This window comes from Sulfitobacter indolifex (assembly GCF_022788655.1).
GTDB lineage: Bacteria > Pseudomonadota > Alphaproteobacteria > Rhodobacterales > Rhodobacteraceae > Sulfitobacter > Sulfitobacter indolifex.
Genome location: NZ_CP084951.1, coordinates 349,811 through 374,358, shown reverse-complemented (window position 1 = coordinate 374,358; position 24,548 = coordinate 349,811). Strand labels below are relative to the sequence as shown.

27 protein-coding genes are annotated in these 24,548 nt (G+C 62.3%); 9 read left to right on the top strand and 18 right to left on the bottom strand.

From position 1 onward, the window contains the following. Positions 1–36: 36 nt before the first annotated feature. From DSM14862_RS01780 to DSM14862_RS01760, 5 genes are read left to right on the top strand one after another with little or no spacing between them, the layout of a single operon-like run. On the top strand, positions 37–966 hold the full coding sequence (locus tag DSM14862_RS01780) for an AEC family transporter (RefSeq protein WP_007118691.1): 930 nt from the start codon (positions 37–39) through the stop codon (positions 964–966). 28 nt (positions 967–994) lie between these two features. Further along, positions 995–1,828 carry an S-formylglutathione hydrolase gene (gene fghA / locus DSM14862_RS01775; RefSeq protein ID WP_007118690.1) on the top strand — a complete coding sequence of 278 codons (834 nt, stop codon included), beginning with the start codon at positions 995–997 and terminating at the stop codon, positions 1,826–1,828. Between the two features lie 3 nt (positions 1,829–1,831). Next, complete coding sequence (locus DSM14862_RS01770) at positions 1,832–2,284, top strand: YaiI/YqxD family protein (RefSeq protein ID WP_007118689.1); 453 nt, start codon at positions 1,832–1,834, stop codon at positions 2,282–2,284. Positions 2,285–2,316: 32 nt separating this feature from the next. Next, positions 2,317–2,937 carry an HAD family hydrolase gene (locus DSM14862_RS01765; protein WP_007118688.1) on the top strand — a complete coding sequence of 207 codons (621 nt, stop codon included), beginning with the start codon at positions 2,317–2,319 and terminating at the stop codon, positions 2,935–2,937. Next, positions 2,934–3,848 carry an ornithine cyclodeaminase family protein gene (locus DSM14862_RS01760; protein WP_007118687.1) on the top strand — a complete coding sequence of 305 codons (915 nt, stop codon included), beginning with the start codon at positions 2,934–2,936 and terminating at the stop codon, positions 3,846–3,848. Before DSM14862_RS01765 ends, DSM14862_RS01760 begins: the two co-directional genes overlap by 4 nt. Here DSM14862_RS01760 and DSM14862_RS01755 read toward each other — a convergent pair. After that, a complete protein-coding gene (locus tag DSM14862_RS01755) occupies positions 3,845–5,086 on the bottom strand; it encodes an MFS transporter (protein WP_007118686.1) in 1,242 nt (413 codons plus the stop codon). The genes DSM14862_RS01760 and DSM14862_RS01755 overlap by 4 nt on opposite strands. 128 nt (positions 5,087–5,214) lie before the next feature. On the opposite strand from DSM14862_RS01755, the gene DSM14862_RS01750 reads away from it, so the two are divergent. After that, positions 5,215–5,646, top strand: a complete 432-nt coding sequence (locus tag DSM14862_RS01750; RefSeq protein WP_007118685.1) for an Lrp/AsnC family transcriptional regulator — start codon at positions 5,215–5,217, stop codon at positions 5,644–5,646. A 1-nt stretch (position 5,647) separates the two neighbouring features. On the opposite strand, the gene DSM14862_RS01745 is transcribed toward DSM14862_RS01750, so the two are convergent. The 4 genes from DSM14862_RS01745 to DSM14862_RS01730 are packed head-to-tail and all read right to left on the bottom strand — an operon-like array spanning position 5,648 to position 8,611. Continuing rightward, positions 5,648–6,601 (bottom strand): OmpA family protein, encoded by a 954-nt coding sequence (locus DSM14862_RS01745; RefSeq protein WP_007118684.1) that lies wholly within the window; start codon positions 6,599–6,601, stop codon positions 5,648–5,650. Beyond that, a complete protein-coding gene (locus DSM14862_RS01740) occupies positions 6,598–7,167 on the bottom strand; it encodes a peroxidase-related enzyme (protein WP_007118683.1) in 570 nt (189 codons plus the stop codon). The genes DSM14862_RS01745 and DSM14862_RS01740 overlap by 4 nt, the downstream gene beginning before the upstream one ends. Positions 7,168–7,178: 11 nt before the next feature. Continuing rightward, positions 7,179–7,895 (bottom strand): GNAT family N-acetyltransferase, encoded by a 717-nt coding sequence (locus DSM14862_RS01735; protein ID WP_007118682.1) that lies wholly within the window; start codon positions 7,893–7,895, stop codon positions 7,179–7,181. Then, entirely contained in the window at positions 7,892–8,611 is a 720-nt protein-coding gene (locus DSM14862_RS01730) for a competence/damage-inducible protein A (protein ID WP_007118681.1), read from the bottom strand. The genes DSM14862_RS01735 and DSM14862_RS01730 overlap by 4 nt, the downstream gene beginning before the upstream one ends. A 48-nt stretch (positions 8,612–8,659) precedes the next feature. Between DSM14862_RS01730 and sfsA the strand changes: the two genes are divergently transcribed. Next, a complete protein-coding gene (gene sfsA / locus DSM14862_RS01725) occupies positions 8,660–9,367 on the top strand; it encodes a DNA/RNA nuclease SfsA (protein ID WP_007118680.1) in 708 nt (235 codons plus the stop codon). Between the two features lie 51 nt (positions 9,368–9,418). Next, positions 9,419–10,249 (top strand): type I methionyl aminopeptidase, encoded by an 831-nt coding sequence (map, locus tag DSM14862_RS01720; protein ID WP_040700446.1) that lies wholly within the window; start codon positions 9,419–9,421, stop codon positions 10,247–10,249. A gap of 29 nt (positions 10,250–10,278) precedes the next feature. Here map and DSM14862_RS01715 read toward each other — a convergent pair whose 3' ends face one another. From DSM14862_RS01715 to DSM14862_RS01690, 6 genes are all read right to left on the bottom strand, one after another. Next, positions 10,279–11,355 carry a DUF1513 domain-containing protein gene (locus tag DSM14862_RS01715; protein WP_007118678.1) on the bottom strand — a complete coding sequence of 359 codons (1,077 nt, stop codon included), beginning with the start codon at positions 11,353–11,355 and terminating at the stop codon, positions 10,279–10,281. Further along, positions 11,355–12,341: an imelysin family protein gene (locus DSM14862_RS01710; protein WP_007118677.1), complete on the bottom strand. Its 987-nt coding sequence runs from the start codon at positions 12,339–12,341 to the stop codon at positions 11,355–11,357. The genes DSM14862_RS01715 and DSM14862_RS01710 overlap by 1 nt, the downstream gene beginning before the upstream one ends. After that, positions 12,341–13,882: a di-heme oxidoreductase family protein gene (locus tag DSM14862_RS01705; protein ID WP_007118676.1), complete on the bottom strand. Its 1,542-nt coding sequence runs from the start codon at positions 13,880–13,882 to the stop codon at positions 12,341–12,343. Before DSM14862_RS01705 ends, DSM14862_RS01710 begins: the two co-directional genes overlap by 1 nt. 99 nt (positions 13,883–13,981) lie before the next feature. Continuing rightward, positions 13,982–15,244: an imelysin family protein gene (locus DSM14862_RS01700; protein ID WP_007118675.1), complete on the bottom strand. Its 1,263-nt coding sequence runs from the start codon at positions 15,242–15,244 to the stop codon at positions 13,982–13,984. 130 nt (positions 15,245–15,374) lie between these two features. Further along, a complete protein-coding gene (gene rsmD, locus DSM14862_RS01695) occupies positions 15,375–15,932 on the bottom strand; it encodes a 16S rRNA (guanine(966)-N(2))-methyltransferase RsmD (protein WP_007118674.1) in 558 nt (185 codons plus the stop codon). Next, positions 15,929–17,134 carry an NAD(P)/FAD-dependent oxidoreductase gene (locus tag DSM14862_RS01690; protein ID WP_007118673.1) on the bottom strand — a complete coding sequence of 402 codons (1,206 nt, stop codon included), beginning with the start codon at positions 17,132–17,134 and terminating at the stop codon, positions 15,929–15,931. The genes rsmD and DSM14862_RS01690 overlap by 4 nt, the downstream gene beginning before the upstream one ends. Positions 17,135–17,222: 88 nt before the next feature. Between DSM14862_RS01690 and DSM14862_RS01685 the strand changes: the two genes are divergently transcribed. Beyond that, the gene (locus DSM14862_RS01685) at positions 17,223–17,711 is read left to right on the top strand and encodes a peroxiredoxin (RefSeq protein WP_007118672.1); all 489 of its coding nucleotides are present in this window, start codon (positions 17,223–17,225) and stop codon (positions 17,709–17,711) included. 78 nt (positions 17,712–17,789) lie between these two features. Here the strand turns inward: DSM14862_RS01685 and DSM14862_RS01680 are convergent, their stop codons facing one another. The 7 genes from DSM14862_RS01680 to DSM14862_RS01650 all read right to left on the bottom strand — a co-directional run bounded on the left by DSM14862_RS01680 (position 17,790) and on the right by DSM14862_RS01650 (position 24,541). Continuing rightward, a complete protein-coding gene (locus DSM14862_RS01680) occupies positions 17,790–18,638 on the bottom strand; it encodes a mechanosensitive ion channel family protein (RefSeq protein WP_007118671.1) in 849 nt (282 codons plus the stop codon). 12 nt (positions 18,639–18,650) lie between these two features. Beyond that, a complete protein-coding gene (locus tag DSM14862_RS01675; RefSeq protein WP_007118670.1) occupies positions 18,651–18,959 on the bottom strand; it encodes a 4a-hydroxytetrahydrobiopterin dehydratase in 309 nt (102 codons plus the stop codon). Further along, a complete protein-coding gene (locus DSM14862_RS01670; protein WP_007118669.1) occupies positions 18,956–20,143 on the bottom strand; it encodes a GNAT family N-acetyltransferase in 1,188 nt (395 codons plus the stop codon). The genes DSM14862_RS01675 and DSM14862_RS01670 overlap by 4 nt, the downstream gene beginning before the upstream one ends. 48 nt (positions 20,144–20,191) lie before the next feature. Next, positions 20,192–20,953, bottom strand: coding sequence for a glycerophosphodiester phosphodiesterase family protein (locus DSM14862_RS01665; protein WP_007118668.1), 762 nt, complete (start codon positions 20,951–20,953; stop codon positions 20,192–20,194). Continuing rightward, a complete protein-coding gene (locus tag DSM14862_RS01660) occupies positions 20,950–21,408 on the bottom strand; it encodes a RidA family protein (RefSeq protein ID WP_007118667.1) in 459 nt (152 codons plus the stop codon). The genes DSM14862_RS01665 and DSM14862_RS01660 overlap by 4 nt, the downstream gene beginning before the upstream one ends. Before the next feature lie 89 nt (positions 21,409–21,497). After that, positions 21,498–22,808, bottom strand: a complete 1,311-nt coding sequence (locus DSM14862_RS01655; protein WP_007118666.1) for an HlyD family type I secretion periplasmic adaptor subunit — start codon at positions 22,806–22,808, stop codon at positions 21,498–21,500. Further along, positions 22,805–24,541 (bottom strand): type I secretion system permease/ATPase, encoded by a 1,737-nt coding sequence (locus DSM14862_RS01650; protein WP_007118665.1) that lies wholly within the window; start codon positions 24,539–24,541, stop codon positions 22,805–22,807. The genes DSM14862_RS01655 and DSM14862_RS01650 overlap by 4 nt, the downstream gene beginning before the upstream one ends. Positions 24,542–24,548 lie beyond the last annotated feature (7 nt).

Below are 24,548 nucleotides of genomic sequence, written 5' to 3'. Positions count from 1 at the left end.
TTGCACCCCGCGAGCGGGCTGGCTAATGCTTGACCCATGGTCGCGATCTTCCTGAAAACTCTGCCGTTCTTTGCGCTGATCGGCCTTGGCTACTGGGCCGGGCGCACGCGGTTTTTCTCAGCCGAAGCGACGGCCTATCTCACCAAATTCGTCTTCTACTTTGCCCTCTCGGCAATGCTGTTTCGCTTTTCCGCCAACCTGTCACTGGCGGAGGTTTGGGACAGCCGCCTTGTCGCTGCCTATCTTTGGGGGACGGCTTTCGTCTATGCCATCGCCAGCCTCGTCGGTTTCCTGCGCAGGCTCGACGTGGCCACCAACGGGATCGAGGCGCAATGCGCTGTGATCGGCAACACTGGCTTTTTGGGCGTGCCGATGCTGACGCTGCTCTTGGGGCCAGAGGCGATTGGCCCGGTGCTGCTGGCGCTGACCGTAGACATGATCATTTTCTCGAGCCTCATCGTGATCCTGATTGTCGGCTCGCGCGAGGGGCAATTGCGGCTAGCCACCCCAAAGATCGTCGGGCTGGGGTTGCTGAAAAACCCGATGATTGTCGCCATCACGCTTGGGTTCCTCTGGTCCGGTTTCGGCATCCCAATCCCCGTGCCGCTGAACGAATTTCTGGCCATCCTCGGCGGTGCTGCGACCCCCGGCGCGCTTTTCGCCATCGGCGCGTCGCTCGCCTCCAAATCCGCCGAGCGGATTGAAATCGCGGGCTGGCTGACCTTCTGCAAGCTGGTGCTGCACCCGCTGTTCGTGGCCTTCGGCGCGCTGTTCCTCTTCGGCGTTGACCCTTACAAAGCCGGCGTCATCATCGCCACGGCGGCGCTACCGGTGGCGGGCAATGTCTATATGCTTGCCCAACACTACGGCGTCGCCCCTCAGCGTGTGTCCGCCGCCATTCTCGTCTCAACCACAGTCAGTATCGTAACCGTCAGCCTTGTCGTAGGCTGGGTCTCGGCGCTGTGACACACTCAATTTCGAAAGGAACGCTGCCATGAAAACCATCTCGGAAAACGCCTGTTTCGGTGGCACGCAGGGGGTCTACTCCCACGGCTCCAGCGCCTGCGGCTGCGACATGACCTTCGGCCTATTCCTGCCCGCCGAAGCACAAGACGGCCCTGTCCCGGTGCTGTGGTATCTGTCGGGCCTGACCTGCACCCATGAGAACGCCATGACCAAAGCGGGCGCGCAGCTTTGGGCAGCCGAGCACGGCATCGCGGTGGTCTTCCCCGACACCTCGCCGCGCGGCGAGGATGTGGCGGATGATGAGGCCTACGACCTCGGCAAAGGCGCGGGGTTCTATGTAAATGCCACGCAGGAGCCTTGGGCGACGCATTACCAGATGTGGGACTACCTCGCCGATGAACTGCCCAGCTTGATCGGCGAGAACTTCGCCATCGATATGGAGCGGCAGGGCATCACCGGGCACTCCATGGGCGGCCATGGCGCGTTGACCTTGGCGATGAACCTACCGGGGCGGTTCCTGTCGGTCTCCGCCTTCGCGCCGATCACCCATCCGACCTCGAGCGATTGGGGCAAGAAACAACTCAGCGCCTATCTGGGCACGGATGAAACCACATGGGCCAAGCATGACAGCACACTGCTGATGCGCGAAAAGGGCTTTGATGGCCCCATCCTGATCGACCAAGGCAGCAGCGATCAGTTCCTTGACCTGCTGAAGCCCGAAGCATTGGCCGAAGCCATGACCGCCAAACGCCAGCAAGGCACCTTCCGCATGCAGCCAGGCTATGACCACAGCTATTTCTTCGTCGCGAGCTTCATGGAAGATCACGTCGCCTTCCACGCCGATGCGCTCTATGCGGGTTAACCGATGACCGCGCTTTATATCGACGCCGACGCCTGCCCGGTCAAAGCCGAGGCCGAGCGGGTCGCAACGCGCCACAAGGTCAAGATGTACCTCGTTTCCAACGGCGGCTTGCGCATGTCGCAAAACCCGTTGGTCGAAGTGGTGATCGTCCCCGACGGGCCCGACATTGCCGACATGTGGATCGCCGACCGCTGCGGCAAAGGCGATGTGGTGGTGACGGGGGACATCCCGCTGGCCGCCAAATGCGTCGAGGCGGGCGCGCGGGTGCTGAAACACAACGGCGAAGCGCTGACACAGGCCAACATCGGCAACGTGCTGGCGACCCGTGATCTGATGACAGACCTGCGCGCCGCCGACCCCTTCCGCCAAGGCGGCGGCAAGGGGTTTACAAAGGCCGACCGCTCCCGCTTTCTCGAGGCATTGGAGCGGGAGCTGCGCGCGGCGGCGCGGGTCTAGCCCCGCGTTAGAGAATTGTTAGGGCAAGTGATATGACACCACAGGCAGTCGTTTTCGACATCGGCAATGTGCTGATCGAATGGCAACCGGAACGCTTCTACGACAGCGTCATCGGCGAAGACCGCCGCCGCGCAATGTTCGACGCGGTCGATCTGCATGGCATGAACGACCGCGTCGACAGCGGCGAAAACTTCCGCGACACGATCTATGCCACAGCCGAAGAATACGCCGACTGGGGCGATGAAATCCGCCTTTGGCATGACCGCTGGATCGAGATGGCCGCCCCGGTGATCGACCATTCCCTACGGCTGATGAAAGCGCTGCAGGCACGCGGCGTGCCAGTGTTCTCGCTCACTAATTTTGGCATCCAAAGCTATGACCATGCAGCGACGCACTATCCTTTCCTACGCGAATTTGACCGCGATTTCATTTCGGGCCATCTGGGCATGATCAAGCCCGTGCCTGCCATCTACGAGGCGGTGGAGCAGGGCAGCGGCCTGCCGGCGCAAGCACTTCTCTTCACCGATGACCGCGCCGACAACATCGCCGCCGCCGCCACTCGCGGCTGGCAGACCCATCACTTTACGGGGCCGCAAGGCTGGGCCGACCGGCTCGTCAACGCCGGGCTGCTGAGCCGGGAGGAAGCCGCATGACCGATATCCCCAATATCTCCTTCGACGAAGGCGAAGCTCTGCTGGATTGGATCGCGCTCACCGATGCGCTTGCGGCGGGCCATGACCTTCCCAAGGCCGAGATCGGCGATACCTTCCTCTATCGCGGTAAGGACACATTGCTTAGCCGTGCCGCATGGATCGACGGGCTGGGCATCGCGGTGAAATCCGCCACGATCTTCCCCGGCAACCCCGACCGCGAAGTGCCAATGGTCAATGGCGGCGTGTCGCTCTTCGATGACGAATCCGGAACGCTGGCCGCCATCGTCGACTTCCACCTCGTGACCAAATGGAAAACCGCCGGGGACAGCCTGCTGGCCGCCCGCCGCCTCGCCCGCCCGGACAGCAAAAACATCCTGATCGTCGGCGCGGGCACCCAAGGCCGCGCGCTCCACTCCGCCTATTCCGCAGCCTTTCCCAAAGCGCATTTCACCGTCTGGAACCGGACACCCAAGAACGCCGAGGCCATGGCCGCTGAGTTGGATATCAACGTGGCGACCGACCTCGAGCATGCCGTACGCGCCGCCGATATCGTCACCTCTGCCACGATGTCGACCGACCCGCTGATCAAGGGCGAATGGCTACACCCCGGCCAGCACATCGATCTCATCGGTGCTTACCGCCCCGACATGCGCGAAGCCGACGACACGGCGCTGCGACGGTCGCGTGTCTTCGTCGATAGTTTCGACACCACCATCGGCCATATCGGTGAAATCAACATTCCGCTTGAGGCAAGCACCATCACCCGCGACCACCTGATCGCGGATTACTACGACCTTGCGCGTTTCACCCGGCAAAGCGACGATGAAATCACCCTGTTCAAAAACGGCGGCGGCGCGCATCTGGACCTGATGACCGCGCGGCACATCCTCGAACGGTGGCGGGCGCGTTAAGCGGTCACCAGCCCCTCCAGCCGCTTTTCGCGGATCGGCAGATGCACGATCGCACTAAACGCCCCCACAGCCACGCCGATCCACCAAACGCCGGTGTAGCTGCCATAGATGTCATACATCCGCCCGCCCAGCCACACGCCGAGGAAGCTGCCCAGTTGGTGGCTGAAGAACACGATCCCATAGAGCGTGCCCATATAGCGTAGCCCGTAAATATGCGCGACCAGACCGCTGGTCAGCGGCACCGTGGCAAGCCAAAGCGCCCCCATGCCGACGGAGAATAGGATCACCGTAACTGGCGTGATCGGAAACATAATAAACAGCGCGGCGATCACCGTGCGGCCCACATAGATGCCCGCGAGCAGGTACTTCTTAGAGTACCGCTTGCCCGCCCACCCAGCGAGCAAAGTGCCCGCTATATTGGCCAAACCGATCAGCGAAATCGCCACCGCGCCGAGCGCCGAGGTGGTGGTGATGCCGATGTTATGCAGCACACCTCCGGCCAAAATCGGGCCGCACATCTCGGTCACGAAAGCCGGGAAATGCGCGGTGATAAAGGCCAGTTGGTAGCCACAGGAGAAGAACCCAAGAAAAATCAGCGTATAGGACGGATCGCGGAAGGCCTTGCCGAGGATCTGCCCCATCGACTCCTCAAGCTCGGCGCGGCTGGCCATCGCCGGCGCGCGCATCATCGGTAGGGTCAGCAACATCGCAAGGATCACGCCCGCGAAACTGACAAAGGTCATCTGCCAAGACATGAAGCTGAGCATCCATTCCGCCACCGGCGCGCCAAAGACCTGCCCCGCGCTGCCCGCCGCCGTGGCAATCGCCAGCGACATGGAACGGTTGTCGTCTGACGACGCCCGGCCCACCACCGCCAAGATCACGCCAAAGCCCGTGCCAGCGATGCCGAACCCCACCAGCCAAGCATAGGTTTGATGCTCAATCGGTGTGACGGAATTGGCCGATAGCAGCAGCCCCACGGCATAGATGAGCGCCCCGATGATGATCGCCTTCCGGTCGCCAATTTTCTCCGCCAGCGCCCCAAAGATCGGCTGGCCGATGCCCCAAGCAAGGTTCTGGATCGCAATGGCGAGGGAGAATTCGCTGCGCGCCCATGCAAATTCTTCGGCGATCGGGATTTGGAACACGCCGAAGGACGCCCGCACCGCGAAACTAACCATGATAATGATGCAGCCGACCATAAGGACCGGGGTGAACAGGGGCGCGCGCGTCTGCATGGAGGAAATCCTTTCCGCCGCAGATTATGAGTTTCCCCGCCGCCGTCAATTGCGCATCCGCAGGGCAAAGGCTGGCCAGCCTGCCCGCGCTGCCGTAAACTCTAACCAACAAACCAAACGGAAACCCCATGGACGAAATCGACAACAAGATCATTGCAGAACTGCGCCGCGATGCGCGGATGTCCTATTCTGCGCTGGCCGCCACCACTGGCCTGTCGCGGGTCACGGTCCGCGCGCGTGTTGAGCGTTTGGTCAGTTCCGGCGCGATTTTGGGCTTCACGCTGATCCTGAAAGAAGACATGCGTCACAGCCCGATCCGGGGTCACACCCTGCTGGCCATCGAAGGCGCGGGCACCGACCGGATCAAACGCATCCTTGCCGGTATGCCTGCGGTGCAAGCGATCCATGCGACCAATGGCAAATGGGATTTGATCGTCGAGACGGGGACCGAGACGGTCGAAGAGCTCGACAGTGTGTTGGGCCAAATCCGGCGGATTCAGGGGGTGAGCTCAAGCGAGACGAACCTGCTGTTGGCCACGCAGATGACGGTTACGAAGTAACCTATTCGGCAGACAACACCACCACTTCGACCCGCCGGTTTTCTTCGCGGCCTGCTTCGGTCAGGTTGCTACCGCGCGGCGCGAGATAGCCTGCGCCCCGCGCCTCCAGCCGGTCAGGGTCCACGTCATAGCTCTGCACCAAGCGTTCCCGCACCGCCTCTGCGCGCTTGCGGGAGAGGACGGTGTTCGCCTCCAAGCTGCCCACCGCATCGGTATGGCCCACCAGCGCCACGCGCAGGCCGGGGTCTGCCTTTAGCAGCTCGGCCAAACGCTCCAAGGTGGCAAAGGGGCCAGCCCCAAGCGCGGAGGTGCCGGTTTCGAACTCCAACCGGTTGAGCACCACATGCCCCTCGGCCTTTAACGTCGCGGCGAGGTCGCCTGTGGCGGTGGCAAGAGGCACCTCGGCCGTCGCTTCCGGCGTGATCGGCGTGCTTTCGCCCTCAGGCGCATCGCCGCTGCGGGCCTGAACGATCTGCACATAGGCCGAGGTCGCCGCCGTGCTGGCAAGAATGCTGATCGCCTCGGTCGGCGTTCCATCGTCCGCCCGGCGCAGGGCGGTGATGAAATGGAAGGCGCGTAGGTTGACGTACATATTCGGCCCCGGCAGCACCTCAATAGCAAAACGGAAATCAAAGCCGCCGCATTCGCGCGCGGCACAGTCGAGAACGATGTCGTAGCCGGCTTCGCTGAGTTGCTGCCGCAGCGGGCGCATCACCTGCAAAGCGGTCAATCCCGGCGTGTCCATCCGCCAAGCGGCGCGGCGCACGGAGCCATCCACGTTAACCCGCGCCACCTGCCCATCAGCATAGACACCTACCGGCGCGGCATAACGATCCGGCGCGGTGTTACGCTCTGCCGTCATCCGCGCGGTGCTGGGCAGCGCTAGTTCCAATGCTGTGGCCGGGGCTGCCAACAGCAACCCGATCAGGGCCGCAGCGACGCCTGCGCGGCTCATCGCGCCTGCGCGTGGTAATCGTCGTTCGGACGCATGTCGGTGGCGCTGGCCACCCGGTTGGTCATGTTGAAGAACCCCGCCACGCTGGCGATGTCGAAGATGTCCCGATCAGTGAAGCCCGCATCGCGCAGCGCTTGACGGTCGGCTTCTTCAACCTTGGCGCTCGCCTCGGTCAGTTTCACGGCGAAATCCAACATTGCGCGTTGCTTTTCGGTGATCTTGGCTACGCGGTAGTTCATCACCAAGGCTTCGCCCAGTTGCGGATCGCCCGACAACTCGCGCACCGCCGCACCGTGGGCGACAAGGCAGTAGTAGCATTTGTTAACCGAGGAGACCGCCACCGCGATCATCTCGCGCTCCAGCTTGCTCAGCGCGCTGTCGCCCAGCATCAGGTCGTTATACATGCCGGTAAAGGCGTTGAGCTTGTCGATGTCAAAGGCATAGGCCCGCAGCACATTCGGCACCATCCCAAGCTTATCCTGACAGACATCAAAGTATTTCTGCGTCGCCTCAGGCAGCGGATCGACCATTGGCAGATCAAGGGCGGTGGGCATGTCTTTGGCCATGGGCGGCTCCTTTATTCCGGGCTTTGACGGTAATGATAGCGCCCGACCGGGGCAAAGCCCAGCTTGGCATAAAGCGCCTGTGCGCGAGTATTGGCCTCGACACAGAGCACCGACAGACGGTCAGCGCCTTGCGCCGCGCCCCAATGTGCCGCAGCGCGCATGATCCATGTGGCAACGCCTTGGCGCTGCTGATGGGGCAAGACCTCGACCGCGTGGACCATGCAGATGCCCTCATGCACGGCGGCAAAGGCGACGCCCGCGGGTTTTTCGTTCCAACGCGCCAGAATGCCGGTTTTGGTCGCGGCGCGGTCCATCACGGCAAGGCGCGCGGGGCCAACCCCTCCGGCAGCCCAAACCTCGGTCATGATCGCGAGCGGCTCCCAAATGCAAAAGGCGGTGACCGGGGGCAATGGTACATCCGTGAGCCGGGTGATCGGAGCGCTAAGAACAGTGACCGGATCGACCACGCCGTAGCCCCGCGCGGCCAAGAGTGCATCGAGATCATCTTCGCCAGCGCGGACCATGAAAAGCGGGCGCTGACCCATCGCGCGCATCGCCGCTTCGGCAGTGGGAATATCGGCATCAGCAATCGCGCCGCACGCGGTCGCCGCCGAGACACGTTTGCCGCCGCCCTGCCCCTCGCGCAGGGTCCATGGCCCGTGGTCTAACCGCCGCGCGGCGGGCCATGTCGCGTCGCCCGCATCAAAAAACGCCCGCGCTTCACTCATGCGAAAGCGGCCTTAAGCTTCTCCATCGCGACTTCGACCATCCCCGGATCGCTGCCCCGGATCACCACATGCGCGCCGTAAATACCGTCTTTCTGGAACGGGTAGCTGCCCATCGATAGATGCGGGTATTCCTCGGCCAGCGCACCCAAAGGCCCGGCAATATCACCCTCGCCCCGGTCGATGCGCAGGGTCTCACTGATTAGCGGCTGTCCACCTGTCAGCCCCGGCAAAACACTGGCGACCATGGCTTCAAACACCGCAGGCACCCCGGCCATGACAAGCACATTCTCAACCACAAACCCCGGCGCGGCAGAGACTGGGTTCTCGATCAGTGCGGCACCATCGGGGATACGTGCCATGCGCAGGCGGGCTTCGTTCATCTGCGTCCCTACGCGGGCGTAATGTTCCGCCAGTATCTGGCGCGCATCGTCGCGCACGTCGATATCACGGTTAAAGGCAGCGGCGATGCAGTCGGCAGTGATGTCATCATGGGTCGGCCCAATGCCGCCCGAGGTAAACACATGCGTATAAACCGCCGAAAGTGCCTGCACGGCGGCGATGATCGCACCGCGATCATCCGACACCACGCGCACCTCTTTCAGGTCGATCCCCACCTTCGTCAACTCCCCCGCAAGGTGATGCATATTGCTGTCGCGGGTCCGGCCCGAGAGGATTTCGTCGCCGATGACGATCATCGCAGCGGTGGGGTTTGACATGGGGGCGGCTCCTTGAGGATGGCGTCCCTTCGGTATAGGCCGCGTCCCATGCGCTTTCAAACCCAACTTGTCCCCGCCCGGCTGATCCGCCGTTACAAACGCTTTCTGGCCGATTGCACGCTTGAGGAAACGGGCGAAGAGGTGGTGGCCCATTGCGCCAACCCCGGCTCAATGATGGGGCTGGCAGAACCGGGCAGCCGCATTTGGCTGGAGCCGAACGACGATCCGAAGAAAAAGCTGAACTATGGTTGGCGGCTGGTCGACCACGAGAACGGTCATTTCACCGGGGTCGACACCGCCCTGCCCAACCGTGCGATGAAGGCGGCGTTGATCGCGGGTGAAGTCGCGCCCCTCGCCGCCTATACTGAGGTGCGGCCCGAGGTGAAATACGGTGAAAACTCTCGCATCGACTTCCTGCTGCGCGGCGATGGGCTGCCTGATGCCTATGTCGAGGTGAAATCAGTCACCCTCTCGCGCCAAACGGGTCTGGCGGAGTTTCCCGACAGCGTGACCGCGCGCGGGGCAAAACACCTTGGCGAATTGGCGCGGGTGGCTGAGGCCGGGCATCGCGCCGTGCTGCTTTACCTAGTACAGCGCACCGACTGCACGCAGATGCGCCTCGCGGCAGATATCGACCCGACCTATGCCGCCGCGTCCCTTGCCGCTCGCGCCGCAGGTCTGGAAATACACGCCATCAGCACCCATATCACCCCCCAAGCCGTCATACTGGCGCAACCGATCCCCTTTACGGGCTGAGCTGCACTGGCCCTCGCCGGAAAGCCACGTTAAATAGGAGCGAACACAAGGATGGAGAGAGCGGTGAACAACGCACACCAGGGCCGCCAGACGCGCGACGGCATTCGCATTTACGAGCCTTCGGATCACGCCGGAATGCAAGCGGCTGGCCGTTTGGCCGCCACGATCCTTGACGAGATCGCGGAACATATCTTTCCCGGTCAAACCACCGGAGAGCTTGACCGCCTGATCGAAGAGAAGGTCAACGCCGCCGGCGCAAAATCTGCGACCATTGGCTACAAGGGCTACCAGCACGCCAGCTGCATCTCGGTGAACCATGTGGTTTGCCACGGGATCCCGAGCGACAAGAAGTTGAAAGACGGCGACATCCTAAACATCGACGTGACCGTGATCGTCGATGGCTGGTTCGGCGACACAAGCCGCATGTATGTCGCAGGCAAGCTGCCCCGCAAGGCTGAGCGGCTGATCAACGTGACCCACGACAGCCTGATGCGCGGCATTGAGGCGGTGAAGCCGGGCAATACCTTTGGCGACATTGGCCATGCCATCCAGACTTTTGTCGAAGGCCACCGCATGTCCGTCGTGACCGATTTCTGCGGTCACGGTCTGGGGCAAGTCTTTCACGCGCCGCCCAACGTGCTGCACTATGGCCGTCCGGGCACCGGCGCGGTGTTAGAGCCGGGCATGTTCTTTACCATTGAGCCGATGGTGAACCTTGGCCGGGCCGAGACCAAAACCTTGGCCGACGATTGGACAGCGGTCACCCGCGACAAATCCCTTTCCGCGCAGTTCGAGCATTCGGTCGGCGTGACCGAAGATGGGGTTGAGATCTTTACCCTCTCGCCGGGCGGGTTGTTCCACCCGACCTATAAGACTGACTAAAGCGCGACGGGGGCATTGCCCCCGCCCGCCTATGCGTCGATCGCAACCAGATGGTTGTCCCAAGCCCGCGTGGCCGTGGTAAGCCCCGAAAGCGTCGCATCCTGTAGCGACAGGATACCGCCCAGTCCGTCCGTGGCGACGAACCCGCCCCGGCCCGGCGCCAACCCGCAGACATCGGCGCGGCGGTGGCTGGCGAGGAATCCGCCTGTTTCATCAAAGACATGCAGTCTTCCCCCGCGCGGTGACGTGATGCCGACGGATTTACCATCTGCGGCAAATGCCACGCTGCCTGCGTAGCCTTCCATGGCGATTTGCTCGGCCAGATCGGCCTCAGCAAGGATCGCCGACTGCCCGCGCCGGTGCAGCGCCAACAGCGGCACGCCATCGCCCGGCTCCCCCTGCCATTGCATTGCAAAAGCCACCTGCCCGTCAGGGGCCAGCGCTAAATGGCGGATCGAGTTGAGGTGCAGGTCATCGGGCAGTTCAACCTGCTCCAGCATCTCGCCCGAGAGGCTGACATAGGACAGGTTAGGCTGCATATCTTCGATGTTCAGCTTTTCCCGCCCGCTGTCGGGATGGGTGCGAATGCCGCCATTGGCCACGACCAGCACATCCTCGGCCCAGCGGCGGATTTCATGCGGGCCGATCCCACCCGAGGCGATCTCTCCGATCCGGGCATAGCCCTGCGCGCGGGACCACAGCCCGATACGCCCCTCGCCCGTGTCGATCTCATTCTCGCTGGTGGCAAGGATGGCCCCGCCCTTAAGATACGCCCCATGTCCGTAGAAATGCCGCCCCTCCGGGGCGTCGAGCCGATGGGATACGCGGCCCTGCACACAGTCAATCACCAGTGCAAACCGCCCCGGTCGACGGGCAAAGGCCACGGCTTCGGGCGCTGTCGGATGCGCCGCAGCCGCATGGCCCCGGTCAGGCAGCGGAATGCGAAAAATGTCGTGGCCGGTCCCGTCCAAGCCGAAAAGCGCATAGGCCCCGGAAGGGTCGCGCGCGGCGGCAAGGTAGGCAGGGCTACCAGCGGCGGCCCAGCCCATACGCGGCAGGCCAGTGGCAGTAGCCAAACCGGCGAGGAAGTGGCGGCGTGAGGGCATCAATCACCATCCGCCGAGTTAAACCCGACCGTGACGCCAAGTGCCGGGGCGATCTCCTCGCCCACCGTTTCCAAGACGGCGCGCACATCATTCTGCAAAGCCTCGACCCTGATGCGGCCCAGCGGGTCGGCCACCCCGGCAAAGACCGGGTCTTCCAAAGCGCGGGCGGCGGTGAGCGCGCGGTCAAAGGCGGCGTCGGTTTCGGGCGTCGGTTGATCCGACAGGGTGCGGGCAAAGTCCCGCAACGCTTCGAGCGACAGCGCCACATTGCGCAAGCTACGGACAGAACGCCGCGCCTCGGCCACCTGCGGTTTGGGGGCGTCAAAATTGCCCATCGGGCGGCCTAAGCGTTGGTCGGCGACGAACTCCAACCCCGTGGCAAGGGCGGTGTAAAGCGCCTGTGACGCCTCGCGCGGGCTGAGGAAACGGCTGTTGCCCGCCTCCCCGGCGCTGCTGAGCGTGGCGGCGAAATCCTCACGCCAATCGGTGGCGACCTCGCGCCCCAGCACGGCCAGATCGGCAGACATCGCACGGACCAACGCGCAGCTATAGCTGCCAGTCGCGTAGTCTGCGAAACCTTCGTCATAAAGCAGCCGTTCCAGCGCAAAGAGCCCCCGCGCGGCGATCGATACTTCGGCGTAGTCCCCGCTTGTCGCAATCGGGTCTTCGTCGGCCACCAATCGCGCCACGCTGCGCCCTACCAAGCCGCGCGCATCTGGCCAAAAGGCGATGGCCAGCCCGCGCCCGTCCTCTTCCAACGGCCCAAGGGTCAGATGCGCGATACCGAGCCACGCATCGAAGGCATCTTGATAGGAAGGCTGCAGTGCCGCGCTGGTACAATCCGCCTGCGCGGCGCTGTCGAGAGCGGCGGTTGCCTCGGCGAAGCGGGCAGTTCCCGGGAGGGCGTGATCGTTGATCACCTCGCTCACCCCGGCAAGGGCGGGGGCGGCGGACAACAGGAAGGTGGCGGTCAGAAGGCTGCGCATCAGAGGCTCTCCAGATAGCGGATCAGGGCGTCGCGGTCGGCTTTGGGCATCTCTACCACGGCATCGCGGGCGGGCTGTGCTTCACCGCCGTGCCAGAGCACCGCTTCGAGCAAGGATCGCGCGCGCCCGTCGTGCAGGAATTGGGTATGCCCGTTGACCTGTTCGGTCAAGCCAATCCCCCAGAGCGGCGCGGTGCGCCATTCGCGCCCATTCGCGCGGCCCTCGGGGCGGTTGTCGGCCAGCCCTTCGCCCATGTCATGCAGCAAAAGGTCGGTCATCGGCCAAATCAGTTGGAAGCTCTGCTCGGGTTGATCCTCCAGCCGTTCGGTCACGAATTTCGGCTGATGACAGGAGGTGCAGCCCGCTTCATAGAACACCGCCTTGCCGCGCAGCACCTCGGGTGCTGAGACATCACGGCGGGCGGGCACGGCGAGGTTGCGGCTGTAAAAGGTCACCAGATCAAGCCCTTCGGCGTCGATCTCTGTAGCCCGCGCGTCGCCATCGCCATGCGGCGCGGCGCGGCAGGTGGTCTGCTTGGTAGTGCAATCGCCCCAAGCTGCGTCGAAGATCGGAGAGGAAATCCCGATGTCGCCGGCAAAGGCACTGGCGGATTGTTCGCGGATCGTCGGTGCCCCGGATTTCCAGCCGAAACGGCCCAGCATCGGGCGCGCGTGCTCAAACGACCAGACGATCTGCGCGCGGCCTGAGATACCGTCGCCATCGGCGTCTTCGGGGTCTGCGAGGGCCAGAATATCAGCCGCTGGGATCGCCTCAAGCAGGCCCAAGCCGATCATCGGCGGTGCCACACGCGGGCTGAGCATTGCGCCCTCGGCCAAGGGGCCATAGCCGAGGTCTTCGGCGCTGTAGGTGGGGCGGCGCAGGCTGGCTGTTTCGCCGTCGGATAGGGCGACTTTCGCCTCTTCATAGCGCACATCCAGCCGGTATTCAGCCGGATGCCCTGCCGTCCCGAAATCTTGCAGTTGGCCACCATAGACCGGATCGGGCCGCGTGCGTGGGGTGCTATCCCCCACCGACAGCAAGAACGCCTCGATCTCGCTCATCGCCTCTTCGGGGGTGGTGGGGACCGAGATGCGCAGGAACATCGATACCGCGTCATCCTCTGGCCCCTCGGGTGGGTGGCCGCGTCCGTCTTTCAGATGGCACCGCTGGCAAGAGCGCGCGTTGAACAGCGGCCCCAACCCATCAGAGGCAAGGGTGGAGGACGGCGACGACACCCAAAGCTTTTTGAACAGCCCGTTGCCCACTTTGAAGTCCAACTCACGCTCAAAGGGGATGTTGCCCGAAGGTAGCGAGAACGTATCGGCATTGCCGCGCGGGCTGACCGTGGCGGCACCTGCGGGGTTCGTCTCGAAGGGTTCGGGCCTGTCGAATTCGGTCGCGGGGGCCGTCACTGTGGCAATCCGGGCGGCCTCTTCGGCGGTGCGGGGGATCACATTCAGATGCGGCGCATCAAGGTCCGGCGGAGCGGCGAAGGCTGTCGTGGCAGCAGTGGCCAAAAGAAGTTGGATTAAGTAACGCATGACGGCAGCCTTGGTTCTTGGAACGACGGGCACGGCATTCGGCGCGCCCGTCGTTCCGTATCCCCCCGGCCCCAAATGCGGCTCGGGGGGGAGGTTAATTTATTGGAAAACCGCGTCCGGCGCATCGAGGCTGTCAGACCCTTCAAAGGCGATCTCATCACCGCCCAAAACGGTCACGGCCCGCTCGATCGCGCGGGTCTGGTTGACCAGCGCATCGACCGCGCTCATGATCAGCGCTTCGCCCTCGGCATTGCCCCGCTCTAGCATCATGTCATAGCTGAAACCCGCTTCGGCGGCGGTCTTGATCTGACCCAGTTCCACCATGGAAGCATCCAGCCCCGCGCGCAGGTCTGCGTCGACGGTGGCATCGGCGCTGGCGACGAGATCGGACAGCGACGCGCCGGACACCACGCGGCCATCGACGCGCAGATATTCACCCAAATAGACGTTCCGGACGCCCAAACCATCGTAGTAGTGGCTGTTGTGGGTGTTGTCCGAGAAGCAATCATGCTCTTCCTCGGGATCGTTCAGCATGACGCCCAGTTTCATCCGCTCACCAGCTTGTTCGCCGTAGGAAAGCGAGCCCATGCCGGTCAGGATCGCGTTGATCCCGGCGTCTTCGTCTTCGAGCACGGCGGCGCGTGCGTCACCACCTTCGGCCCACTGGCCGGACATCCATTCGAGATCGCTGACCAAGAGATCGGTCGCCGCTTTCAAGTATTGGCCGCGACGGTCACAGTTGCCGCCGGTGCAGTCTTCGCCGGTCGCGTAATCCGTCCAAGGACGGTTGCCCGCGCCGTGATCAGTGCCGTTCAGGTCTTGGCCCCAAAGCAGAAATTCGATGGCGTGGTAGCCGGTCGCGACATTGGCCTCGACCGCGCCTGCCTCATGCAACTGCCCTTCGAGCAGGTCTGGCGTGATCGCGGAGGCATCCACCTTTTCCCCGCCCAGCGTGAAATTAGGGTTCGCGATGACGTTCAGTACCGCCAGTTGGTTTTCATCCGTTTCACCGCCATAGGAGGCATCAACGTAATCGATCAGCCCCTCATCCAGCGGCCATGCGTTTACCTTGCCTTCCCAGTCATCGACGATGGCATTGCCAAAGCGGAAAACCTCGGTCTGCTGGTAGGGCACACGAGCGGCGAGCCATGCGGATTTCGCAGCCTGAAGAGCCTCGGCGGAGGGGGTTTCGATCAGCGCGTTAACAGCCTTTTGCAGGGTCTGCGCGGTGGTCAGGCTGTCTTCGTAGCCCGCCTGCGCGATGTCGGCATAGGTGCCAAGCACCTCAGCCTTATCTTGGGCAAATGCCGGAGCGGCGGCGAATGTGATCAGCGCAATGGCCGTAGTCGCTTTGAGGCGCATCGAATGTCCTTCCTTAACTATCACTTTGGCACCGACACGACCTGCGACGGGCCTTCGGGCAATAGGTGACTTAATTAGTCGGAAAAGACAAGAGCACACTTAAAGAGGGGTTGTATGGGTTAAAAAGTCGTTAGTTCGCTGCTCTTTCCAGCAGGGTCACATGGGTATCGCCATATTTCCGCGTATCGATCCGGGCGAATCCCTCGGGTGCGTGCATGGGGGTATTTTCCTCCCAAACGATCATGGCGCAGGGGGCAAGCCAGCCGCCTTCAGCAGCCGCGACGAGCGCCTTTTGCCCCATGGACTTGCCATAAGGCGGGTCTAGAAAGACCAGATCGAAAGCGCCCTGCGCCCACGGGCCGAGCCGCGTGGCGTCGTTGCGCAGCAGCTGGGTTTCAGCCTCAGCCCCAAGCGTGCGGGTATTTTCACTGATCAGACGTTGCCCGGTACGGCCATTTTCGACGAAACAAACGGATGCGGCCCCGCGCGACAGCGCTTCGAACCCAAGCGCGCCGGTCCCTGCAAACAGATCAAGCACCCGCGCATTTTGGATCACATCGTGATGGGTCAACATTGAAAAGAGGCTCTCGCGGACCCGGTCCGAGGTTGGGCGCAAATGCGCTCCGGCGTCGCCCTTGCCAAGCGCCGCTAGCGGACGACCACGGTATTTCCCGGCGATGATCCTCATGGCCGGAGCAGCGCCTTGAGGTCGGTCGCAGGGTCGGCAATCAAGGCCGGGTCGGGCGATTTGCCCGCCTCGATCAGCCGTTTGCCGACCATATAGCCCCGTGGGTCGTTCGCGGCATCAACGGCCAACAACGTGTCACCGAGGTAGTACCAGAAGGACGCGCTGCCGTCGCCCCGGCGGCTCACCACACGGTCATAGCCTGCGTTTAGCCCGGCGATTTGCAGCTTTACGTCATATTGGTCGGACCAGAACCACGGCGTGGCGACATATTCTTTGCCCGCGCCAAGGATGTTTTCCGCGACGACTTCGGCCTGATCAATGGCGTTCGGCACGCTTTCCAACCGGATGCGCCCGCCGCGATAGGGGAAAGAAGTGCAGTCCCCTGCCGCCCAGATGCCCAGTACACTCGTGCCGCCCTGCGCGTCGACTTTGATGCCGTTTTCGATCTTAATCCCCGCGGCTTCTGCCAGCACGACATCGGGCTCAATGCCCACACCGGTGATGACGAAATCGGCGGCGATCTCTGTCCCGTCGCTCAGCCGTGCGCCGGTGACTTGAGTGTCACCCAACAGCCGATCTAGGCCAACACCTTCGCGCAAGCTCACGCCGTGGCTCTCATGCAGAGCGCGAAAATAGTCGCTGGTCTCGGGCGCTGCGACCCGTTGCAGGATGCGGTCAGCCATTTCCACCAGCGTCACCTCAAGCCCCAGTTTGGCGGCGACCGCCGCGGCCTCCAGCCCGATATAGCCACCGCCGACGATCAGCACTTTCGCGCCTTTCACGAAACACGGGGCCATCGCATCGACATCCGCCAAATCGCGCACGGTGAAAACGCCCTCAAGCGCCCCACCAATCGCCGCAGGCAGCTGACGCGGGACTGAGCCGGTGGTCAGCACCAGTTCGTCGTAGACGATCTCGCCATCGGATGTGGAAAGAACACGCGCCTCGGGGTCAATGGCGGTGGCGCGGCAGTTGGTTTTGAGCGTAATCCCTTGGTCGGCATAGAATGCCTCAGGCCGCAGAAACAGACGCTCCAGCGTCATCTCCCCCAGCAGGTATCCCTTGGACAGCGGCGGGCGTTGATAGGGTGGGCAAGGCTCGGCACCGATCAGCGTGATCCGCCCCTCGAACCCGCCATTGCGCAGTTTCGCCACGCAAGAGGCCCCCGCCTGCCCGGCTCCGATCACCACCACATGCTGCATCTGCCTACCCCCGATTGATCTGGTTTCAGTCGCGGTCAAAGCCTATATCTGGCTCCAAGACAACCGCAATGACAGGAGAGGCTATTCCATGACGATTTCTCAAGGCTCGACACTGCCCGACGCAAAACTGGTTCAGATGGGCGCAGATGGGCCCGAGCCGGTGCAAATGGCCGACAAGCTCAAAGGCCGCAAGGTTGTTGTCTTTGCCGTGCCAGGCGCTTTCACCCCAACATGCCACTCCGCCCATGTACCCAGCTTTGTGCGCACCAAGGATCAGTTCGACGCCAAAGGCGTGGATGAGGTGATCTGCATTTCCTGCAACGACCCATTCGTGATGAAAGCGTGGGGCGAGGCGACCGGCGCGAGTGAGGCCGGGATCACCATGTTGGCCGACGCCAGCAGCGAATTCACCCGCGCCATCGGCATGGATTTCGACGCCGAAGGTGCGGGGCTGGTCGGCCGGTCCAAGCGCTATGCGATGCTGGTCGATGACGGCAAGGTGACCCTCTGGCAGCCCGAAGAAAGCCCCGGCACATGCGAGATTTCCGGCGGTGAGGCGCTGCTGGACAATATGTAAAAACAAGAACGCCCGGCCAGATTGGCCGGGCGTTTTGCAAACTAGGCGTGCCCTGCAAGGTCCAGCAGGGGCGAAGACCTACTCCGCAGCAGCCTGCACGATGGTGCGCGTGGGGAATGGGATGTCGACACCACCCTCATCCAGCGCCTCTTTGACCTTGCGGGTCATATCGGCCTTGAAGGCAAAGTAGTCCCCGGCACTGCACCAAACCCGCACCAAGAAATCCACAGAACTGTCGCCGAGGTTGTTCACCTGAATAAAGGGCTCAGGATCCGTATGGGCGCGCTCATCCTCCATGATGGTGCTACGAATGATCTCTTCAGCAGTCTTGAGGTTCGCCCCATAGCCCACGCCAAAGGTCCACTCCGCGCGGCGTGTCAGGTTGACGGAATAGTTGGTGATCACATTGCCCCAAACTTCGGAGTTCGGCACGATGACCTGCACATTGCTGAGGTCAGCCAGCACCGTGTAGTTCAGGTTGATCTGTTTGACTGTGCCCATCTCGCTGGCGATGACCACAAAATCGCCGATTTTGATCGGGCGGAACAGGATCAGCATAACGCCTGCCGCGACATTCGACAGCGTGCCTTGCAACGCCAGACCAATCGCCAGACCCGCCGCACCGATGACCGCCACGACCGAGGTCGTCTTGACCCCGAAGGTATTGAGCACAAAGAGAATTGTGAAGCCTAGCACCACATAGCGCACGATGGAGGCGAGGAATTCGAACAACATCTCGTCCAGATGCTTGTGCCGCTTGCCAAGGTTCTCCACCCGGTGCTGTAGCCAACTGGAAATGATCCAGCCCAGCAGAAGAATAACGATCGCGCCAATCACCGATCCCGCCGCGCTGGCAAGAAATTCGAGCGTCAGCAGATCGGCGATCGTCTTGCCCTGCCACAGTTCCGTTTCAATCAAATCTTCCATCCGGTCTCTCCGTCAGTCGTTCCCGGCCCCAAAGAGACCATCCATCTTACGCGCCAGTTTCGCATCAAGCGAGCTAAGCCCGTCTACGTCATGGGTGATCAACGTTACCTCCACACGGCTGTAAACATTGCTCCATTCGGGATGGTGATTCCATTTTTCCGCCCAAATAGCCACCCTTGTCATCCAACCAAAGGCATCGGCGAAATCCTTGAACTTGAACGTCTTGTGGATCGCATCACGGGTTTCGACCATTTCCCAACCGGTGTTGAACAGCGGTTGCAGAAGGGTTTTGCGGGTCTCGATGCTTAATCTCTCGGTCATTCTTGTTCCTCGATCGTCGTCTTTTTGAAGGGGCCGTAGTCGGTCAGCACGCTGATCTCCTCATCCACGGCGTTACGCTCGGCCTGTAGATATTCACCCACGGCAGAGGCAAAGCCGGGGTCGCGCATCCAATGAAGCGACCACGTTGGCGACGGCAGATAGCCCCGCGCGAGCTTGTGCTCGCCCTGCGCGCCCGCCTCGACACGGGAAAGCCCATGCGCGATGGCGAAATCCATCGCGCGATAATAGCACAGTTCGAAATGCAAAAAGGGGTGATGCTCGGTGCAGCCCCAGTAGCGGCCAAAAAGCGTCTCTGCACCGATGAAATTTAGCGCCCCAGCAATCCAACGCCCGTCGCGCTCGGCCAGCACCAGCGCAATATCGTCGCGCAGGCTTTCTTGCGCATGGTCGAAAAACTCACGCGTGAGGTAAGGCGAGCCCCATTTCCGCGCGCCGGTGTCTTGGTAGAACTGCCAAAAAGCGTCCCAATGTTCCGGCTCAATCTGATCTCCGGTGAACGTGTGGATGCTGCCGCCGAAATCCTGCGCCTGCGCGCGTTCCTTGCGGATGTTCTTGCGCTTGCGCGAGGACAGGCTGGCGAGGAAACCGTCAAAATCGGCGTAGTCGCGGTTGTGCCAGTGAAACTGCTGGCTCTTGCGGCTCATAAGGCCCAAGCCCTCCGCCCGCGCGACCTCTTCTTGGGTGCAAAAGGTGACATGCAAAGACGACAGCGCGTTGTTGTCGGTCAGCTGCACCGCGCCCTGAACCAACGCTGCGGTGCCCGTCTCTTCAAACTCAGGCCGCACCAAGAAACGCCGCCCGGTGGCGGGGGTGTGCGGCACAGCGATCTGCAGTTTAGGGTAATACCGCCCGCCCGCGCGCTCATAGGCATGCGCCCAGTTGTGGTCGAAGATATACTCGCCTTGGCTGTGCGATTTGGCATACATCGGGGCCACGGCAATCACCTGGCCTGCGAGGCGCGCTATCAGATATTGCGGTTGCCAGCCCGTGCCGGGGCCAACTGATCCGCTCCGCTCTAGCGCTGAAAGAAAACGGTAGGTGGTGAAGGGATCGCGCGGCCGCGCGCCTTCTGCGGCCTCAGGGCAGGCGCATGCGTCCCACTCCTCTTGGCCGATCTGTGCCAGTTCCGGCACCACCGTAATCTCGATTTCCTGCGCGTTCATCTGAGCCTTGCCTGCCTTGCGTCCTATGTGTGGCCTTGGCCCCGCAGATCAAGGGCGCGGTTGCGGCAGATAGCCCTCAAAGGTCACGTTCTGCGCCACCTGACGCGCGATGTCTTCCTCTGTTTGACTGCGGATCGTCCAACAGAGCACCGCCGCCCCTGCGGCCTTTAGCTCCGCCACGCGCGGGCGGCTCAGGTCGTCAGCCTCATGGCTGATGAAACAGGAACCACTCCCGGCATAATCGGGAATCCCACGCAGCCTGTCGCAAGTTTGCGCGGGCAACGGCCATTCGTCGGGGCGGTAGGCGCTGGTGGTCAATCCGCGCGGCACGTCGGGCAGCAGGCGCGCAAGTTCGCGCACCGAATGCGGATTAAACGACATGACCGCCAGATCACCGCGATAGCTGCCAATCAACTTGGCAGCGGCCGCCTCAAGCGGGCCCACGTCCGGCCCCATGCCACCGTCTTGATCCTTGAACTCCACCAGCAGTGGCACGCGCCCCCCCACAAGATCGAGGATTTCCTCAAGCGTCGGGATCCCCTCATCGCCGCCTTTCAACGGGATCGCCGCAAGGGCGCTTGCTTCGCGCAGCCGGACCGCACCGCGCTCTGCGGTCAATCGCTCCAGCCCATAGTCGTGAAAGACCATCGCTTTGCCATCGGCGCTAAGTTGCAGGTCAATCTCGATCCCGAAACCCGCCTCCACCGCCGCACGCACCGCCGCACGGCTGTTTTCGGGCCGTCCGGCGGTCACTTCATGCAGCGCGCGGTGCGCCAGCGGGGTGTTCAGAAAGGCCTTAGGAAGGGTCATTCGATTTCAAAGATGCCTTCGATTTCGACAGCAACGCCCAGTGGCAGCGATGCGGCAGAAACCGCCGAGCGGGCGTGACGGCCCGTGTCGCCCAGAGCCTCGACCATGAAATCGGACGCGCCGTTGATGACTTTGGGCTGGTCGGTGAAATCAGCGGTGGAGTTCACAAAACCGGTCAATTTCACCACCCGCTTAAGCCGATCCAGATCGCCGTCACAGGCCGCACGAACCTGCGCCAAAAGGCTCAACGCGCAGCTGCGCGCGGCGGCGGCCCCGGCCTCGACATCCATGCCATCGCCCAAACGCCCGGTGATCAACCCATCGGGCCCGTTGGAGATCTGGCCCGAGACATAGACCGTATTGCCAGTGACCACGAAGGGCACATAGTTCGCGGCAGGTGCGGGCGCGTCGGGCAGAGTGATGCCGAGCTCGGCAAGGCGGGCGGTCAGGGACATGGCGGTTTCCTTTGGCTAGAGTTTAACCGGACGCTAACCGCCCGCCGCCCCGAGGAAAAGCCCCTTTGCCGATCCCCCAGCCCAGTGTCTCAGCTTTCCCGGAAAGCACGGGCAAAATAATCTGCCATCGGCTTGAGAAGATAGGCCATGGGAGTACGTTCGCCGGTTCGGATGAACGCCTCTACGGGCATGCCGGGGAGCAGGATCGTGCCCTCTTCCAGTTTGTCCGTCTCGCCGGGGTTAAGCGCAATCTCGGCGCGGTAGTAGGTCTGGCCAGTGGCGTCATCTTCAATGGAATCTGCTGAAACCTGCAAGACTTTCCCCACCAATTCCGGCGTGGTGCGTTGGTTCAAAGCGGACAGGCGCAGGTTCACTTCCTGCCCGACGGCGACTTGATCAATATGAATTGTTTGCACCCGTGAGGCGATGATCAGCGGGCGATCTTGGGGGACGAGGTACATCAACGGCTCCGCCGCGCGCACGACCGAGCGTGGGGTCTGCACCTGCATGGCATAGATCACCCCTGACACCGGTGCGCGAATATAGAGCCGGTCGATTTCACCCTTAAGCGCGCGGCGCTGTTCGGCGATCTCCAATTCTCGATAACGCAGATCCCGGAGTTGGGTAATCGCCTCTTCGCGGCCGGCCGAGCGCAGCTTGAGCCGCTCAATATCGATCTCTGTCACGCGTTCCTGCGACTGCGCCTTTTGCGCTGAGAGTTCGCCGATCTGCCCGCGAAGCCGGGCTTGTTCGCGTTGCAGGTTCAAGACGGCAGAGGCTTGCGTCAGCCCGCGATCCAGCAGCGACTGCTGATTGCCCAACTCTTCTTCGATCAGTTCCAACTGCCGGGCAAGCGCCGTTTCCTGCGCATCGACCCCGCGTATCTGCGCATTGATCTGCGCCCGGCGTTTGCCCAATTGCTCAAGCTCTTGGGCCACGCTGACGCGGCGCGCGTCGAACAGGTTGCGCTGGCCATCCACCAGTTCCTGCACATCCGGGTTTGCAGACGCCGCGGCGTTCAACTCTTTGTCAAAGACAACTTCTTCGGCTTCGTCACGCTGCGCTTCCAAACGTCCCCGGCGGGCCATGAGCTCATAAAGTTGCCCCTCAATGATGGCCAACTGCGAGGTCAACTGCTCTGCGTCAAGCTGCAACAAAACATCCCCAGCGGCGACGCTATCGCCTTCATCCACCAAGATTTTTGCCACCACGCCGCCCGTTTCATGCTGCACGATCTGCCGATTTCGGTCGACTTCGATCCGGCCTGACGCGACCACAGCCCCAGTGATTTGACTGGTCATGGCCCATGTGCCGAACCCACCAAAAAGCACGAACAGCCCCAGAAACCCAAGGATCAAGGGCCGTGTTGCCGACCAACGTTTGTCAGACTGATCGCTCATGCCACCCCCCCGGAATGCGCGGGCGCCTGTTTGATTTCGCGGTGGTTCTGCACCATTTCGGCCAGCACTTCGTCCTTGGGGCCAAAGGCTTTGCGCATACCGTTGTCGAGCACCAAGAGCGTGTCACATTCCTGAATGGCCGCCGGGCGGTGCGCCATGATCAACACCGAGCGCCCGCTGGCTTTCATCTGCCGGATCGCATGGTTCAACGCCTGAGAACCGACATTATCGAGGTTCGAGTTCGGCTCATCCAACACAATAATCACCGGGTCATCATAAAGCGCGCGCGCCAGCCCGATGCGCTGCATCTGCCCCCCAGAGAGCCGTATTTGGCCCGCGCGAATGGGGGTGTCATAGCCTTGAGGGAATTCGAGGATCATCTCATGGGCCGCAGCCATTTTGGCGGCTTTGACCACCTTTGCATCGTCGGGGTCGGGTGACAGCCGGGCAATGTTTTCAGCGATGGTACCGTCGAACAATTGCACCCTCTGCGGCAGGTATCCGATATGCCGTCCCAGCGTCTCGCTTCCGTAATGCTCAAGCGCGGCCCCATCCAGACGGATTGTGCCCCCCGCAGGCTGCCAGACGCCGGTGATCGTGCGGGCCAGTGTTGATTTCTCCGCACCCGAGGGGCCGATGACACCCACCGCCTGCCCCGGCTCTACAACAAAGTTCACTGACTTTATCGCGGCCTGTTTTTCGCCCGGTGCGACAACGGTCAACGCTTTGGCAACCAGTCTGGCTTTCGGTTTGGGCAGCGTGGTGCGCGTGGGCTCAACCCTCACGGCCCCCAACAGCTGCGCGAGATTGGCCCAACCCGCCCGTCCGCGTTGCACCACGGGCCATTGGTTCAACGCCAATTCAACCGGCGCCAAGGCCCGCCCCAACAAGATAGAACCGGCGATCATCGCACCCGGCGTCATCTGATTTTGCAAGACCAACCAGGCACCAAGCCCCAGCATCGCGGATTGCAAAAACAACCGCAGCGTCTTGGTCATCGCCGTGAATGTTCCGCCGACATCCGTGGCCCTGACCTGCTGCTCAAGCGCCTGGCCACGGGCCTGCTGCCAGCGCGTGAAAGCCGCATCGCGCATTCCCATGGCCTGCACCATCTCGGCCTCAACCCTGATCTGGTCTGACATGGCATTCGCCGCCTGCCCTGCGGTGCCTGCCCGCGCTTGGCTTTCGCGCGACAGCATTTGGTTTGCCACGGTGATCGCGACCAGCACCACCGCACCGCTTACCGCCAGCCACCCCAGCAGCGGATGGAACAGAAAGATCGCGGCGAAGAAAATCGGCGTCCACGGCGCATCAAATGCGGCCATCAGCACGGGCGAGGTCATTAAACGCTGCACAGCTTCGAGATCGGCAAGACCTGCGTTGGTTTTAACATCTGGGGCCACGGCGGATTTACGCACGACTGCGTCAAACACCCGCCGGTCGAGATCGGATTGAAACCGCGCGCCCACCCGCGCCATGATCCGACCGCGCGTGTAATCCAACACCCCCATCACACCATAAAGAAAGACCACGAGGACCGAGAGGGCGATCAAGGTTTCCTCTGAACCAGAGCCGAGCACGCGGTCATAGACCTGAAGCATATAAAGCGGACCAGTGAGCATGAGCAGATTGGCGAAAAGGCTGAACAAGGCCACGGCCCAATAAAGACCCCGGCTGCGGCTGCGCACGCTGCGCAGTTCTGACAGCCCTCTTTTTACCACATCGCTTTGCATCGATACC